This window comes from Sulfurimonas xiamenensis, assembly GCF_009258045.1.
In the GTDB taxonomy this organism is placed as follows: domain Bacteria; phylum Campylobacterota; class Campylobacteria; order Campylobacterales; family Sulfurimonadaceae; genus Sulfurimonas; species Sulfurimonas xiamenensis.
Window position 1 is genome coordinate 1,147,831 of the sequence record NZ_CP041166.1, and the last position, 13,983, is coordinate 1,161,813.

Consider the following 13,983-nt stretch of genomic DNA (forward strand, 5'->3'; position numbering starts at 1 on the left):
TTTTTATAAGGTTACCCGTAAACATGTAATATTTTTTTTAATATTACATGTTATCGAAAGTTTAATTACTGAAACAGTGAAATAAGAACACCAGCTGCAACAGCTGAACCGATAACACCGGCAACATTTGGGCCCATCGCATGCATTAGAAGCATATTTGAGCGATCATATTCCATACCAACTTTGTTAGATACGCGAGCCGCCATAGGAACAGCAGAAACACCTGCAGAACCAATAAGCGGATTTATCTTGTTTCCAGGAAAGAGATTCATAATCTTAGCCATAATAACACCCGCAGCTGTTCCTGCAGAAAATGCCACTATACCAAGCGCTAATATAGCTAAAGTATCTGCAACTAAAAACTGATCTGCGGCTAGTTTTGAACCAACGGCTAGTCCTAAAAAGATAGTAACTATATTGATAAGCGCATTTTGCATTGTATCTGAGAGTCTGTCAACAACACCGCTCTCTTTAAGGAAGTTACCAAACATAAACGCACCAATAAGAGGCGTTGCATCAGGAAGAACTAAGATAGCAAGCACTAAAACCATAATAGGAAAAACCAATTTCTCTAAACGAGATACATGACGCATGGTACTCATCTTGATTCTTCTCTCAGCATCTGTTGTAAGTGCCTTCATAATAGGAGGTTGAATAATCGGAACCATTGCCATATATGAGTAGGAAGCAACCGCAATAGCTCCTAAAAGTTCGGGAGCGAGTTTTGTCGCTATAAATATAGAGGTCGGACCGTCAGCTCCTCCGATAATCGAAATTGCAGAAGCCTGTTGAAGCGTAAAGTCAAAAAGAGGCGTATACTGAGCAAGAGCAACAGCTCCGACAAGTGTTCCAAAGATACCAAACTGTGCAGCACCACCAAGAAGTGCAGTCTTAGGGTTTGAGAGAAGTGGACCGAAGTCGGTCATGGCACCTACTCCCATAAATATCAAAATAGGAAAAAACTGATTTGCCAAACCCATCTCATACATAATACCCAAGAAACCGTCATGTCCTGCAATTCCTGCAATAGGAATGTTTGCCAAAAGTCCGCCAAAACCTATTGGAAGAAGAAGAAGAGGCTCAAAACCTTTTGCTATTGCAAGATAAAAGAGTAAAAATGTTATTAAAATCATAATAATTCTACCCCATGATTTATGAAAATCGCTCATTGTCTCCCCATGAGAGCTTAATTCATTTGGATTTGGATTTACAAGAGCACTCACTCCTGTAGATTCTAAAAATCCATCAATCATTTCTAGAAAAGGCTTGGCATGATAAGTTTCGTTTTTAGTAGCCGTTGCATCAACTAATGTATCAGCTGAAATCGTAGAAGCAAAAACAGTGTTAAAACTAAAAAGCAAAAACAGCGTGACAATTTTTATTACATTTTTTTTCATTTATATTATCCTAGCCTAGCACTGCTACGACTTGACCTTCTACTACTTTATCATTTGTAGCAACATTGATTGTTTTAACGACACCACCTTTAGGTGCTACAACATCAATCTCCATTTTCATAGATTCTAAAATCATAATAACATCTCCTTCATTTACACTTTGTCCCGGATTTGCAACAATTTTCCAAACATTTCCTGGTAGTAATGCTTTAATATCTAAACTATTGCCTGATGATGGAGCAGCTTTTGGCTTTGGAGGCTCTATGCTCTCTCCATCTACCGCTGTAACTTGAATATCTGCATCACCCTCTGCAACTTGAACACTAAATTTTTGACCATCTACTACTACTGTATAACTTCCACTACCCATTTTTGAACTTCCTTCTTCTTCTTTTTTCATATTTGATTTTTTACGAACATTTAGTTCACCTTCTCCTTTTAAGAAGGTGATACCCTTGTCTTGACAAGCTGCTGCAATAAAAATATTTTCTTCGGTTATCTCAATATTTTCTTCTTTTAATTTGTTTATCCATGTATTTAATGACTTACTTTCATCAGCATTTGCCAAATCTATAGCTTTTTCAGTTGTAGGCGGCAAGCCTAACTTCTCAGAAGCTATCTTAACAATTTCAGGATCAGGCGCAACTGGAGTTTTGCCAAAATATCCAAGCACCATTTTTCCATATCCAGGAGCTATTGCATTCCATGGACCTTGCATAACATTATTAAGTGCTTGTTGAAAATAAAATTGTGACACAGGAGTTACAGATGTCCCATATCCCCCTTTTTCTACAACTTCAGTCATTGCAGCAATAACTTCCGGAAATTTATCCAACATACCGTTATCGCGCATCATTTGAGTATTCGCTGTAAGCGCACCGCCCGGCATTGGAGAGAATGGAATAATAGGAGAAACCATTGTTGCTTCAGGAGGCATAAAATAATCAGACAAACAGTTTTGAAGCTCTTTTTCATAGGTAAGAATTTTACTGATTTCTAATCCGCCAAGATCATAATCCATACCTTTAGTAGCATGAAGCATTGTTAAAATATCTGGTTGACTTGTTCCGCCGCTTACAGGTGCTGCAGCCATATCTATTCCATCAACACCTGCCTCTAAAGCAGCCATATACGCTGCAACTGACACTCCAGCCGTTTCATGTGTATGAAGTCTTAAGTGTGTTCCCTCAGGTATTAATTGTCTTGCCATTTGTATAGTTTCAAAAACTTTTTGTGGATTTGAAGTACCTGATGCATCTTTAAAACAGATGCTGTCATAAGGTATTCCGCTATCTAATATTTCTCTAAGTGTTTTTTCATAAAATTCTACAGTATGCGCACCATAACATCCCGGAGGCAAATCCATCATAGTTACTACTACTTCATGCTTTAAACCATGATGCGTAATTCTTTGAGCTGAATATTTCAAATTTTCTACATCATTTAAAGCATCAAAATTTCTAATAGTTGTTGTACCATGCTTTTTAAACATTTTTGCATGTAAGTCTATTAATTCTTTAGAACCAGTATCCAACATTACAGTATTAACACCACGAGCTAAAGTTTGAAGATTTGCATCAGGTCCTACAATCTCACGAAATCTGTCCATCATTTCAAATGCATCTTCTCTTAAATAGAAATACAAAGACTGAAATCTCGCACCACCCCCAAATTCGAAATGGTTGATTCCGGCAGTTTTCGCAGCTTCTACAGCCGGAAAAAAATCATTCATCAATACACGACCACCGAACACTGACTGGAAACCATCTCTAAAAGTTGTGTCCATTATATCTATAAATTTTTTAGCCATACTAATCCTTAACTTTCTCTATGAAATTTAATTGCTGCTGTTATAGCTGCAACGATTTTTTTTTGCTTATCTTGAAGACTTGATTCTGAATTACTATTGCTTGGTTGAACTTCGGGAAAATATCTATGTATAATTTTTGACATCATAGCTATCAAAAATATTAGGATTGCAAGAAACAAAAATACTGCTCCCATCCCTACACCCATAAATTTTAAACCCTCTAATACAAGGTTAGTATCCATATTCATATACCTTTTCTTTCATATTTCGCGCATATTGTATTATATTAATGTTTAAAAAGGCTTGTTGCTCTTTTTTAAATTATGACAAAGAGCTAAATTGTTACTTTTTGATTATATAATTCATAAAAAATTTCTATAGGACAAGCTGTGAAAAATGAAAATGTAGTAAAATTTGGGCGGATAAATACAATAGAAGGATACTCCTATTTAGCACTCGTTTTTATAGCAATGCCGATGAAATACTTTATGGATATACCTCTGGCAGTAAAAGTAGTAGGCATGATTCACGGAATACTTTTTATACTTTTTTGTATCCTTTTAGTAAGAGCATGGTATGAAGCAAAATGGCCATTTAAAAAAAATATACTGTTTTTTATAGCCTCTCTTGTACCGTTTGGAACTTTTTTTACAAAAGCTACAATAAAAACTTATGAATAAAAAAGTTTTTTTGCGTTAAAATAATTGGATTAAATAAGAGAGGAATTTTTATGATTGCCGGAATAAATGAACAAGATTTTATCGCATATATTATATTTGGTCTTATGATGAATTTTGTTTTTTCTATAATATTTGGTGTTTATCTTAGTAAAAATATAGGCATGCAGGAGATGATTAGAAACAAGGGTAATAAAGAGCAACCATTACTTGTTAGTCTTAGTCTTTTTATTCCATATGCAAAAATGCTAATTACTCTTTACAGAGTTGCAGTATTACAAATATTCTTTTTAAACAAAGGCTATACACATAAAGATTTTTGGATTTATATGACTACAGATCGATTAAACAAATTATAAAAAATTTTTAGCTTTAATCAAATTTAGTGTTTCATAAGCACATAGCGGATTTAATTTAATTGCAGTTATTTCTAAAGCTTTAATATATATCTCTAAAGATTCTAAGTCATTTTCATTCATTATTAATTTCAATAATTTTTCCGCATCTTTGATATGAAGGTTTCTAGCAACACCTAAATTTTTATGGGCTAAATTTCGAATATTTATATAATTTAAAGGTCTGTTTTCTAGTTTATTTTTTTTAAGTTCTTGAATATGTTTATAAAAAAATATTGTTGATTTTAAAATTTGTATAACATAATCTTCAATAAGTTCATTAATAATCTCCTCTTCTAAAGAGAGCTCATTAACCGCTTCGTTAATCTGGTAACAATAGCTAGATATTTTCAAATCTGAAAGATTTTTTTCAAGAAAAGAGTCACCTTCACTTAACAATTTATCAATATTATTGCAAAGCTGAGTATCTTGTATGTTTTTTAAACTATTATTCATAACAATAAAATATCATAATTTTGTTTTATTATTTTAACCATTAATAAAAAAATATTTAAACAAATCATGAGTGCTACAAATGCACTCATAATGATTATATTGCTTTTGAAATAATTCTATTTAATCTTAAAATAAAATCTGCAGTATCCTCAAGTTCCACTCCGTCAAAAAGTTTTGCTTGATCAAGCAATACATGAGCAGCATCATGAATAAGATTTTGATCTGCAGAATCTTTTAATTTTATAATTAACTCATGCTTTGGATTTATCTGTAAGATCGGAGCCGGAGCCGGGGCTCCTGTATCTTGTCCCATCTGTTTCATCATTTTAGCCATCATATAGGCTGGATCTTCTTTATCTTCTTTTAATTTTACTGGGGAATCAACTAAATCAAAAGTTGTTTCGACAGATTTTACATTATCACCTAAAATGTCTTTAAGCTCTTTAGTCAATCCCTCAAAAGTTTTAGATGTCTCCTCTTCAGCTTTTTTCTCCTCTTCACTCTCTTCAAATTTTGCGTCACTAACATGTACAAATTTATACTCTTTATACTCCGTTATCATCGGGAAAATAATGGTATCAACCTCTTCATTTAAAATTAATACATCGATGTTGCGAGACTTAAATCTCTCAAGCGCCGGAGAATTTTTAAGCATTGAGAGTGAAGTTTTGCCTGTAATATAGTAGATCTCTTTTTTCTCTTCATCCACATTTTTCAAAAAATCCTCAAACATTACCATCTCATTAGATTCAAGCGTATTAAATTTCATCAGTTCGAGGATTTTTTCACGATTGCCGTAATCGCTGTAGAGCCCCTCTTTTAAAACATTTCCAAACTCTTTAAAAAATGTACTGTATTTTTCTTTATCGTTTTTAGCAATCTTTGCAAGTTCTGAGAGCACTTTTTTCACTGAAGCATTTCTAATCTTTGCCATTACAGCATTTGATTGTAAAATCTCTCTTGAAACATTAAGAGGCAGATCTTTCGAGTCAATCACACCGCGCAGAAATCTCATATATGTCGGCATAAGCTCTTTTTCATCATCTGTAATAAAAACGCGATTTATATAAAGTTTGATACCTGTTTGATAATCCACTCTGTAGAGATCCATAGGCGCTTTAGATGGAATGTAAAAAAGTGTTGTATACTCTATAGCACCCTCTGCTTTATTATGCATCCAGGCAAGAGGCTCTTCTGAAGAGTGTGCAATTGTGCTATAAAAATCTTTATACTCCTCATCTTTTATCTCACTTTTTGAGATTGTCCAAAGAGCATTTGCACGATTGATTTGAACATTTTCTATCTCATTTTTTGATGGTTCTATCTCATTGCCCTCATCATCTTTTTTTGCAGGAATATACTTCTCTTTATCCATAAAGATAGGAAATGGAATGTGATTTGAATACTTTTTAATGATATTTTCGATTCTATAGCTATCTAAAAACTCTTCATCATCTTCATTTAGATACATAACGATTTGAGTACCGTGACCCTCCATAGAAGCATCTTCTATATCAAATTCGCCATCACCTTTGCTTGTCCACAAATATGCCTTATCTTCACCCGCTTTTTTTGTCGTAACCTCTACTTTATGCGCAACCATAAAACAAGCATAAAAACCGACACCAAACTGACCTATAAGATTAGAATCTTTTTTTTGATCCCCTGTAAGATTTTCTAAAAAGGCTTTTGTTCCTGATTTTGCGATTGTACCTAAGTTGTTCATTAGGTCTTCTTCATTCATACCGATACCGCTGTCTTTTATTGTTAGTGTTTTTGTTTCTTTATCTACAACAATATCGATACGAGGTGAAAAAGCAATCCCTTTGTATGCATCATCTGTTAAAACAAGCATATTTAACTTATCAAGTGCATCTGACGCATTTGAGATCAATTCACGAATAAATATCTCTTTGTTTGAGTAGAGTGAATGTATCATAAGATTTAATATTTGATTTGCTTCTGTTTGAAATTGATGTTTTGCCATCTTTTTTATCCTTTAAGTTAAATAATTTTCATGATTTTAACAAAAAAAAGTTAATAGTTACAAATCAAATCAATATTATTTAGTCCGGTAGACTAAAGTTATTTTAGTCTGATTTTTTATTTACCCAAACAAAAACAAATTTAATTTTATTTATTAATATAACTAAAATTTTGATAGAAATTAGTTATAATTATCATGAAAACAGCTATAAAAATTATTTAAAATGAAGAGTTAATATGAAAAAATTCATAATATTGGTACCCATTGATTTTTCAAAAAGTAGTTATGTAGTTTTAAAAAAAACACTTAATTTTGCTAAAAAAAAAGATGCAGATATTCATATAGTTCATGTAGTTGAAAATCCGTTATTTTTAAAACAGATAGATTTAGATTCTATCAAAGAGAGTACTTTTAGAGAGTTAAGCAAAGATTTTCCTCTCTTAAAAAAAGAGAATTATCATTGTATAAGCGGTAAAATAAAAGTTGAGATAAACAACACGGCAAAAATATTGGATGCTGATATGATTATCATGGGCAAAAGCGGTGAAACTCATTTTCTTAATGAACTTTTTATGGGTTCAAGTACAAAAGAGATAGTCAATTACGCACAAATTCCTGTTTTAGTTGTAAAAAGTGATCATAATCTTGAATATCAAAATATTTTAGTATTGACAGACTTATCAAATGATTCTGCAAAAGCCATAAGAGAAATTATCAAAATTTTTTCAAATTCACATATAAAACTTTTGAATCTTTTTTCTCCTCCTCTTGACAATAAAATAGACATATATGGGTTTAATGAAGAAGATCTTCTTCAATATCAATCTGATCTAGAAAAAAAATCTCAAAAAAAAATAGATGCATTTTTAGACTCTTTAGCGTTACCAAAAAATATAAACATTTCAGCATCTGCTAAAAAAAGTTCTTTAAGCCCTAAATCTTTTAAAGAAGAGATGGCTGATATTAATTTTGACTTGATAGCAATCCATGCAGTACAAAATAATGTAAGCTTTTTTGCTTTTGATATTTTAGAACACTCAGATGTTGATGTTTTTATTGTAAAATAAAAAAAATGCAAGAAGAATTTATAGAATTAATAGAATCAACACCAAAACTTTACTCAAAAAAATGCAAATTGATCTCTTTTATGTTGAGACTTTTTTTACAATATACAATATTTTTATCAGCTTTAACAGCATGGTATCTTTATGACTTTTTTTTAGCTTTGCTGACATTAGTTTTAACTTTTATTATTATAGGCATCATCCGTTCAAAATTGAGAAACAGTGCTATCCCTTTCTCTCAGCGAGAGTACCATTACAGCGATAAAGAGATAGCTGATTGGTACAGCGCCAAAGAGCTATGCTATGAAGCCCGTTAAAGAGTTACCGGAACTCCTGTTTTCATTATATGACTATCATATCCCAACTCATTTTTTATAGCATCTGCAAAAATCTCCATTTTATCACTCTCACCGTGAATCAAGTAGATATTTTTTAAATTTTTAACAGGTCTGATCCAGTCAATAAGATCACTTTGATCTGCATGAGCCGAGAAACCGTTAATTGTATAGATTTTTGCTTTTGAAACAATATCTTCTCCATAAATTTTAACCATTTTTTGACCATCTACAATGCTTCTTCCCAATGTTCCTTCAACTTGAAATCCAACAAAAATAACTGCATTTTTTGAATTCCAAAGTCTATGTTTAAGATGATGCATAATACGCCCACCTGTACACATACCACTTCCCGCAATTATTATAGAGCGCTCTTTTACTTTATTTATTGCCATAGATTGATCTCTTGTAGTAGTAGATTCAAGCCAAGCAAATGAAAATGGATCATTGCCATTTCCGGAGGAATACTCAAGCTCATCACTTAAATGGCCAGGATACTTATTGTAAAGTTTTGTTGCTTTTATAGCAAGCGGGCTGTCTAAAAAAACGCGGCATTTTGGCAGTTCACCGTTGTCATGCATTTCATGAAGCAGCCACAATATTTCCTGTGTTCTTTCTAAAGCAAAAGATGGGATAAGAATATTGCCTTTTTGTTTAAGCGTTGTAATAACTGCCTCTTTAAACTCAGTTACGCTCTGTTCTAAAGGTTTATGCTTACGATCTCCGTATGTAGACTCTATAAAAAGAGAATCTGCTTCATCAATTTTATTGTGTTCATCAATTATAAGTCTCTCTGCAGAACCGATATCTCCTGAAAACACCACACGCTTATGCTGATTTTCTTCTTGATAATCAATCATAACGAAGGCGCTGCCCATAATATGTCCGGCATTGCCCAAGGATACTCTTATATGTTGTTTTAATTTGTGCTCTTCAAAATAATTCAGCGTACACCATTTCTTAGCAAAAACTTCTTTTACATCATCTTTAGTGTAAAGAGGTTCCATTACACTCTCCTCTTCTCCGCGTCTGCGTGCTTTTTTGCTTATTGTTTTAAACTCTTCATATAATATACCCGCACTATCAAGAAGCATTATTTTTGCAATATCACGAGTAGCTTTTGTTGCTATTATCCTTCCTCTAAATCCATCTTTGAAAAGTTTTGGCACTCTTCCGATATGATCAAGATGCGCATGTGTTAAAATAAGATAATTTATTTTTGAAGGTTCAAACCCAAAAGGCTCATAATTTCTCTTACTGCCTCCATCTCCTTGAAACATACCACAATCAATTAAAATATTTATAGAGCCTATTTTTAACAAATGACAAGAACCCGTCACCGTTTGCGCCGCCCCATATGATGTTACTTTTGCCATAATTAATCCTTTTATAACTGCAATTATTTGATTATATTTTAAATTTGTAAATTTTGTGGTTAATATTGTTTTTTATTGGCAAAAAACCAACTATAATGAAACTTATACTATAATTCATTTTATTATAAAACTAACTAACAGGAAAAATAAAAAATATAAATGGCACTTATTGATCTACTAAACATATCAAAACATTATGAAGCACAAAAAATTTTAACTGATATAAATTTTCATATAGATGAAGGGGAGAGAGTTGTAATAATCGGTAAAAACGGAAGCGGAAAATCCACTCTTATGAAGATTATTAACGGAACTCTTGAACAAGACGCCGGTGAGAGAATTATCAGACAAAATTTAGAGGTTAAAATGCTCGCGCAAAAACCTCATTTTAAAGAGACAGACACTGTAAGAGAGGCTGTTGAAGCGGGTTTGGATGAATTAAACAGGGCAAAAGAGAAATATAATGAACTCTCTCTGCTTTTAGCTGATGATTTTGAGAATAGACTTCTTATTGATGAACATGAAAAACTCTCCCGCTACATTGAACATCATAATGCTTGGAATTTAGATGATAAAATAGAGAGAATAATCCAACATTTTGATCTTAAACAGTATGAACATAAACTTGTTACTATGCTAAGCGGCGGGGAACAAAGAAGAGTTGCTCTTGCTTCGCTGCTTCTTCAAAAACCAGATATTTTACTCCTAGATGAGCCTACAAATCATCTTGATGTATATATGGTTGAATTTTTAGAAGATTTGCTTTTAAAAGAGAGATTTACCCTTGTTTTTATCTCGCATGACAGATATTTTATAGACAAAATAGCCACAAAAAGTGTTGAAGTTGAAGATTGCTCCTTAAGAGAATATAGCGGAGGATACAGCAACTACTTAACACAAAAAGAAGAGTATATGCGAACTCTGCAAAAACAGCATGAAAATCTTTTGGATATACTCAAAAGAGAAAATGAGTGGTTTGCAAGAGGCGTAAGAGCTAGACTTAAAAGAAATGAAGGTCGTAAAGAGAGACTTATGGCTCTAAGAGAAGAAGCAAAAACGAATCCTTCTAAGATTCGAAAAATGTCTCTTGAACTAGAGCGTGAAGCAAAACATTTCAATCGCGACAAAAGCGTAAACAGACAAAAGATGCTCTTTGAAGTGGAAAATCTTGGAATCAAACTTGGAGATAAAAAGCTTTTAAAAAATTTCAGTACTAGAATTCTTCAAAAAGATGTTATAGCTATCGTCGGACCAAACGGAAGCGGAAAATCAACGCTTTTAAAAGTTCTTTTAGGAAGAATCAAGCCGACAAGCGGAATTATAAAAAGAGGCGAATTCAAGATAGGCTATTTTGATCAACACCGCGAAATGCTCGACGATGATAAAAACCTTATAGAAACTTTTTGTCCGCATGGCGGTGATCGTGTAAATGTCCGCGGTCGTGATATGCATGTATTTGGATATCTAAAAAACTTTCTCTTTCCACGGGAGTTTTTAGATAAAAAGATAGGCGTGTTAAGCGGAGGAGAAAAAAATCGTATAGCGCTCGCCCTGCTCTTTACAAAAGATGTCGATATTCTTATCCTGGATGAGCCGACAAATGATCTGGATATTCCGACTATCAATATTTTAGAAGAGCAGCTTACTCACTTTAGCGGAGCTGTTATTATCGTTAGTCACGATAGATATTTTGTAGACAAAATTGCAAAAAAACTCTTTATTTTTAAAAACGACAAGCATATAGAGGAGAGTTACCAAAACTATTCAGAGTATTTAGAGCTAGAAAAAGAGCTAAAAGAACTCGACGAAATGGAAAAAGAGAGTAAAAAAATAGAACCTAAAACAAAAGAGAGTAAGCCAAAAGAGCTAAAACTTACTTTTAAAGAAAAGATTGCATTAGAAAAACTGCCCGAAGAGATAGAGTCTATTGAGGCACAAATAGAAGAAAAAAACAGCTGCTTGGCAGATCCTTTATGTTATCAGGATATAGGCATAACACAACTTGCAAAAGAGCTAGAAGAGCTTAAAAACATCTATGAAAAAAAAGTTGAAGAGCTTTTAAATATTCAAGAAAAAGAGGAAAAGATAAATAGCTAACGCATTATGCATTAGCTATTTTTGAGCTTCTTTAAGAGTATCGGCAATTAAAAAAGCCAACTCTAAAGCTTGATTTGCATTTAAACGAGGGTCGCAGTGCGTGTGATAACGAGAAGATAAATCCTCTTCAGTTACAATAAATGAGCCGCCTATACACTCAGTTACATTTTTGCCCGTCATTTCCAAATGAACACCACCGGCAAATGTACCCTCAGCTTTATGAACTTGAAAGAACTGTTTCATCTCTCTAAGAATAGCATCAACAGGACGCGTTTTAAAGTTATTTGATGATTTGATTGTATTTCCATGCATCGGATCACAACTCCAGAGAACTTTTTTACCTTCTCTCTCAACAGCACGGATAAGTTTTGGCATGCCCTCAGCAACTTTATCCGCTCCCATTCTTACAATAACATTTAAGCGTCCTGCCTCATTATTTGGGTTTAAAATATCGCAAAGTCTTACCAAATCTTCAGGGTTCATTGTCGGTCCCGCTTTCACACCTATAGGATTATGAATTCCTCTCATATACTCTATATGTGCACCATCAAGTTGACGGGTTCTATCGCCTATCCACAACATATGAGCGGAAGTATCATACCAATCTCCCGTAATAGAATCTTTTCTTGTAAATGCCTCTTCATACGGTAATAAAAGTGCTTCATGAGAGGTGTAAAAATCAGTTTCACGCAAAGTTCTCTGCGTTTTAGATGTAATTCCGCATGCTTCCATAAACTTTAAAGATTTACTAATCTCTTCAGCTAAATCTTCATATTTTTTATTTATTTCACTTTGATGAGCAAAATCCAAATTCCATTGATGCACTTTATGCAAATCAGCCATACCGCCTGAAGCAAATGCGCGAACTAAATTGAGCGTTGCCGCTGATTGATTATAAGCTTTAATCATTCTTTGAGGATCTGGAGTTCGTGCTTCTGGTGTAAAATCAACGCCATTTATAATATCACCGCGATAAGAGTCCAGCGTTACACCATTGATAGTTTCAGTATCGCTAGAGCGTGGTTTTGCGAACTGACCACCTAAGCGTCCAACCTTAACTACAGGAAGACCCCCTGCATAAGTCATAACCACTGCCATTTGCAAAACTGCTTTAAATGTATCACGAATACCGTCTGCATGAAATTCGCTAAAACTCTCAGCACAATCACCGCCTTGAAGTAAAAAAGCATTCCCCTCAACAACATTAGCCAATTGACTTTTAAGCGAGCGTGCTTCACCTGCAAAAACAAGCGGCGGATAATTTTTTAATTCAGCTAAAACATCGCTTAATTCATCCATGTTTGGATAAGTCGGCTGTTGCATAATAGACTTTTGTCTCCAGCTAGAAGGGGTCCAAATACTCATAATAAAACCTTTTTTTTAAAATACAACTCAATAATTTTTTTGTTATTTTACCTTATAATACCTAAAATAGCACTGATTAGAATTTTTTGATTACCATAAAAGCTTTTTTTTATGGTTAAAAATGTATAATGCACTACATTTTTTTATGGATTTAACAGCATCCAAAAAAATTTAAATATATAAACAGCAAAACTGAAACAGTTTAATAGACAAACATTACAAAAATATAACAAAAAGATATAAACTTGAAAACTTTAACTGCTAATTTTCTTAAAAATACCAAATTCGAAAACTTATTTATTTCAACAATCAACAAAACTTTGTTCACTTTCAAAAACAGTAATCAAAACACTATCTTTAAGGTGATAAAATAATGGAATTTAGTTATTTTGATATTATCGTTTCAATTGTTGTTCTTTTCTTAGGACTTAAAGGAATCATAAACGGATTTTTTAAAGAGTTATTCGGTCTTTTAGGCATTATAGGAGGTATATTTGTAGCTTCTCGTGTTGGAGATAAAGCAGGCCAGCTTATAAGTGATTCTATTTTTAAATTTGAAAACAGCGCAGCTATTAATTTTACAGGTTTTTTAGTTACGCTTTTTCTATTCTGGCTCTTTATGATTGGAGTAGGATTAATATTTAAAAAATTAAGTTCACTGAGCGGACTTGGAATTTTTGATAAAATTTTAGGTTTTTTATTTAGTGTAAGTAAATTTTTTCTTATTGCCGCAGTCATAGCTTATGCTGCTTATAACATTAAAGCTATAAAAACAAATCTTGACTCTATTATGCAAAAGAGTGTGATTTTTCCGATATTAATCAAAACGGGCAGCGTTATTATGAAAATAGATCCTGTGAAAATTTCTAAAGATATAAATAAAACCATAGATAAGGGTACAGATATAATGCAAAACAGTATTGATGAAACTCTACAAAATTCTACATTGGAAATTTTAGAAGATACAAAGAAAAAATTAGATAAAAATGAAGAACAAAATTTATCTGAAGAAGAGAATAAATAA

General features: G+C 32.9%; 13 protein-coding genes. 6 read left to right on the top strand and 7 right to left on the bottom strand.

Annotated elements, in window-relative coordinates:
• Positions 1–65 precede the first annotated feature (65 nt).
• From FJR47_RS05795 to FJR47_RS05805, 3 genes are read right to left on the bottom strand one after another with little or no spacing between them, the layout of a single operon-like run.
• Positions 66–1,397 carry a sodium ion-translocating decarboxylase subunit beta gene (locus tag FJR47_RS05795; protein WP_152299502.1) on the bottom strand — a complete coding sequence of 444 codons (1,332 nt, stop codon included), beginning with the start codon at positions 1,395–1,397 and terminating at the stop codon, positions 66–68.
• Positions 1,398–1,407: 10 nt separating this feature from the next.
• Entirely contained in the window at positions 1,408–3,207 is a 1,800-nt protein-coding gene (locus FJR47_RS05800; RefSeq protein ID WP_152299503.1) for a biotin/lipoyl-containing protein, read from the bottom strand.
• A gap of 8 nt (positions 3,208–3,215) precedes the next feature.
• Positions 3,216–3,449 (bottom strand): OadG family protein, encoded by a 234-nt coding sequence (locus FJR47_RS05805; protein WP_152299504.1) that lies wholly within the window; start codon positions 3,447–3,449, stop codon positions 3,216–3,218.
• Between the two features lie 147 nt (positions 3,450–3,596).
• On the opposite strand from FJR47_RS05805, the gene FJR47_RS05810 reads away from it, so the two are divergent.
• Positions 3,597–3,887 carry a DUF3817 domain-containing protein gene (locus FJR47_RS05810; RefSeq protein ID WP_152299505.1) on the top strand — a complete coding sequence of 97 codons (291 nt, stop codon included), beginning with the start codon at positions 3,597–3,599 and terminating at the stop codon, positions 3,885–3,887.
• 50 nt (positions 3,888–3,937) lie between these two features.
• Positions 3,938–4,243 (top strand): hypothetical protein, encoded by a 306-nt coding sequence (locus tag FJR47_RS05815; protein ID WP_152299506.1) that lies wholly within the window; start codon positions 3,938–3,940, stop codon positions 4,241–4,243.
• Here FJR47_RS05815 and FJR47_RS05820 read toward each other — a convergent pair.
• A complete protein-coding gene (locus FJR47_RS05820; RefSeq protein WP_152299507.1) occupies positions 4,238–4,735 on the bottom strand; it encodes a hypothetical protein in 498 nt (165 codons plus the stop codon). The genes FJR47_RS05815 and FJR47_RS05820 overlap by 6 nt on opposite strands.
• 94 nt (positions 4,736–4,829) lie before the next feature.
• Complete coding sequence (gene htpG, locus FJR47_RS05825; protein ID WP_152299508.1) at positions 4,830–6,722, bottom strand: molecular chaperone HtpG; 1,893 nt, start codon at positions 6,720–6,722, stop codon at positions 4,830–4,832.
• Positions 6,723–6,958: 236 nt separating this feature from the next.
• Here htpG and FJR47_RS05830 point away from each other — a divergent pair, with 236 nt between their 5' ends.
• Positions 6,959–7,789, top strand: a complete 831-nt coding sequence (locus FJR47_RS05830; protein ID WP_152299509.1) for a universal stress protein — start codon at positions 6,959–6,961, stop codon at positions 7,787–7,789.
• A gap of 5 nt (positions 7,790–7,794) precedes the next feature.
• Positions 7,795–8,103, top strand: coding sequence for a hypothetical protein (locus FJR47_RS05835; RefSeq protein ID WP_152299510.1), 309 nt, complete (start codon positions 7,795–7,797; stop codon positions 8,101–8,103).
• Here FJR47_RS05835 and FJR47_RS05840 read toward each other — a convergent pair.
• Positions 8,100–9,497 (bottom strand): MBL fold metallo-hydrolase RNA specificity domain-containing protein, encoded by a 1,398-nt coding sequence (locus FJR47_RS05840; RefSeq protein WP_152299511.1) that lies wholly within the window; start codon positions 9,495–9,497, stop codon positions 8,100–8,102. The two genes, FJR47_RS05835 and FJR47_RS05840, sit on opposite strands and share 4 nt — an antisense overlap.
• 159 nt (positions 9,498–9,656) lie before the next feature.
• Between FJR47_RS05840 and abc-f the strand changes: the two genes are divergently transcribed.
• Positions 9,657–11,594: a ribosomal protection-like ABC-F family protein gene (abc-f, locus tag FJR47_RS05845; RefSeq protein ID WP_152299512.1), complete on the top strand. Its 1,938-nt coding sequence runs from the start codon at positions 9,657–9,659 to the stop codon at positions 11,592–11,594.
• Positions 11,595–11,609: 15 nt separating this feature from the next.
• Here the strand turns inward: abc-f and FJR47_RS05850 are convergent, their stop codons facing one another.
• Positions 11,610–12,959: a class II 3-deoxy-7-phosphoheptulonate synthase gene (locus FJR47_RS05850; RefSeq protein WP_152299513.1), complete on the bottom strand. Its 1,350-nt coding sequence runs from the start codon at positions 12,957–12,959 to the stop codon at positions 11,610–11,612.
• 373 nt (positions 12,960–13,332) lie between these two features.
• On the opposite strand from FJR47_RS05850, the gene FJR47_RS05855 reads away from it, so the two are divergent.
• Positions 13,333–13,983: a CvpA family protein gene (locus FJR47_RS05855; protein ID WP_152299514.1), complete on the top strand. Its 651-nt coding sequence runs from the start codon at positions 13,333–13,335 to the stop codon at positions 13,981–13,983.

Bases quoted from the DNA above. Each gene is read 5' to 3' on its own strand.
- FJR47_RS05830 (WP_152299509.1), top strand. From the start codon at position 6,959: ATGAAAAAATTCATAATATTGGTACCCATTGATTTTTCAAAAAGTAGT.
- htpG (WP_152299508.1), bottom strand. From the start codon at position 6,722: ATGGCAAAACATCAATTTCAAACAGAAGCAAATCAAATATTAAATCTT.
- FJR47_RS05805 (WP_152299504.1), bottom strand. From the start codon at position 3,449: ATGGATACTAACCTTGTATTAGAGGGTTTAAAATTTATGGGTGTAGGG.
- FJR47_RS05815 (WP_152299506.1), top strand. From the start codon at position 3,938: ATGATTGCCGGAATAAATGAACAAGATTTTATCGCATATATTATATTT.
- FJR47_RS05800 (WP_152299503.1), bottom strand. From the start codon at position 3,207: ATGGCTAAAAAATTTATAGATATAATGGACACAACTTTTAGAGATGGT.
- FJR47_RS05855 (WP_152299514.1), top strand. From the start codon at position 13,333: ATGGAATTTAGTTATTTTGATATTATCGTTTCAATTGTTGTTCTTTTC.
- FJR47_RS05835 (WP_152299510.1), top strand. From the start codon at position 7,795: ATGCAAGAAGAATTTATAGAATTAATAGAATCAACACCAAAACTTTAC.
- FJR47_RS05820 (WP_152299507.1), bottom strand. From the start codon at position 4,735: ATGAATAATAGTTTAAAAAACATACAAGATACTCAGCTTTGCAATAAT.
- abc-f (WP_152299512.1), top strand. From the start codon at position 9,657: ATGGCACTTATTGATCTACTAAACATATCAAAACATTATGAAGCACAA.
- FJR47_RS05840 (WP_152299511.1), bottom strand. From the start codon at position 9,497: ATGGCAAAAGTAACATCATATGGGGCGGCGCAAACGGTGACGGGTTCT.
- FJR47_RS05850 (WP_152299513.1), bottom strand. From the start codon at position 12,959: ATGAGTATTTGGACCCCTTCTAGCTGGAGACAAAAGTCTATTATGCAA.
- FJR47_RS05795 (WP_152299502.1), bottom strand. From the start codon at position 1,397: ATGAAAAAAAATGTAATAAAAATTGTCACGCTGTTTTTGCTTTTTAGT.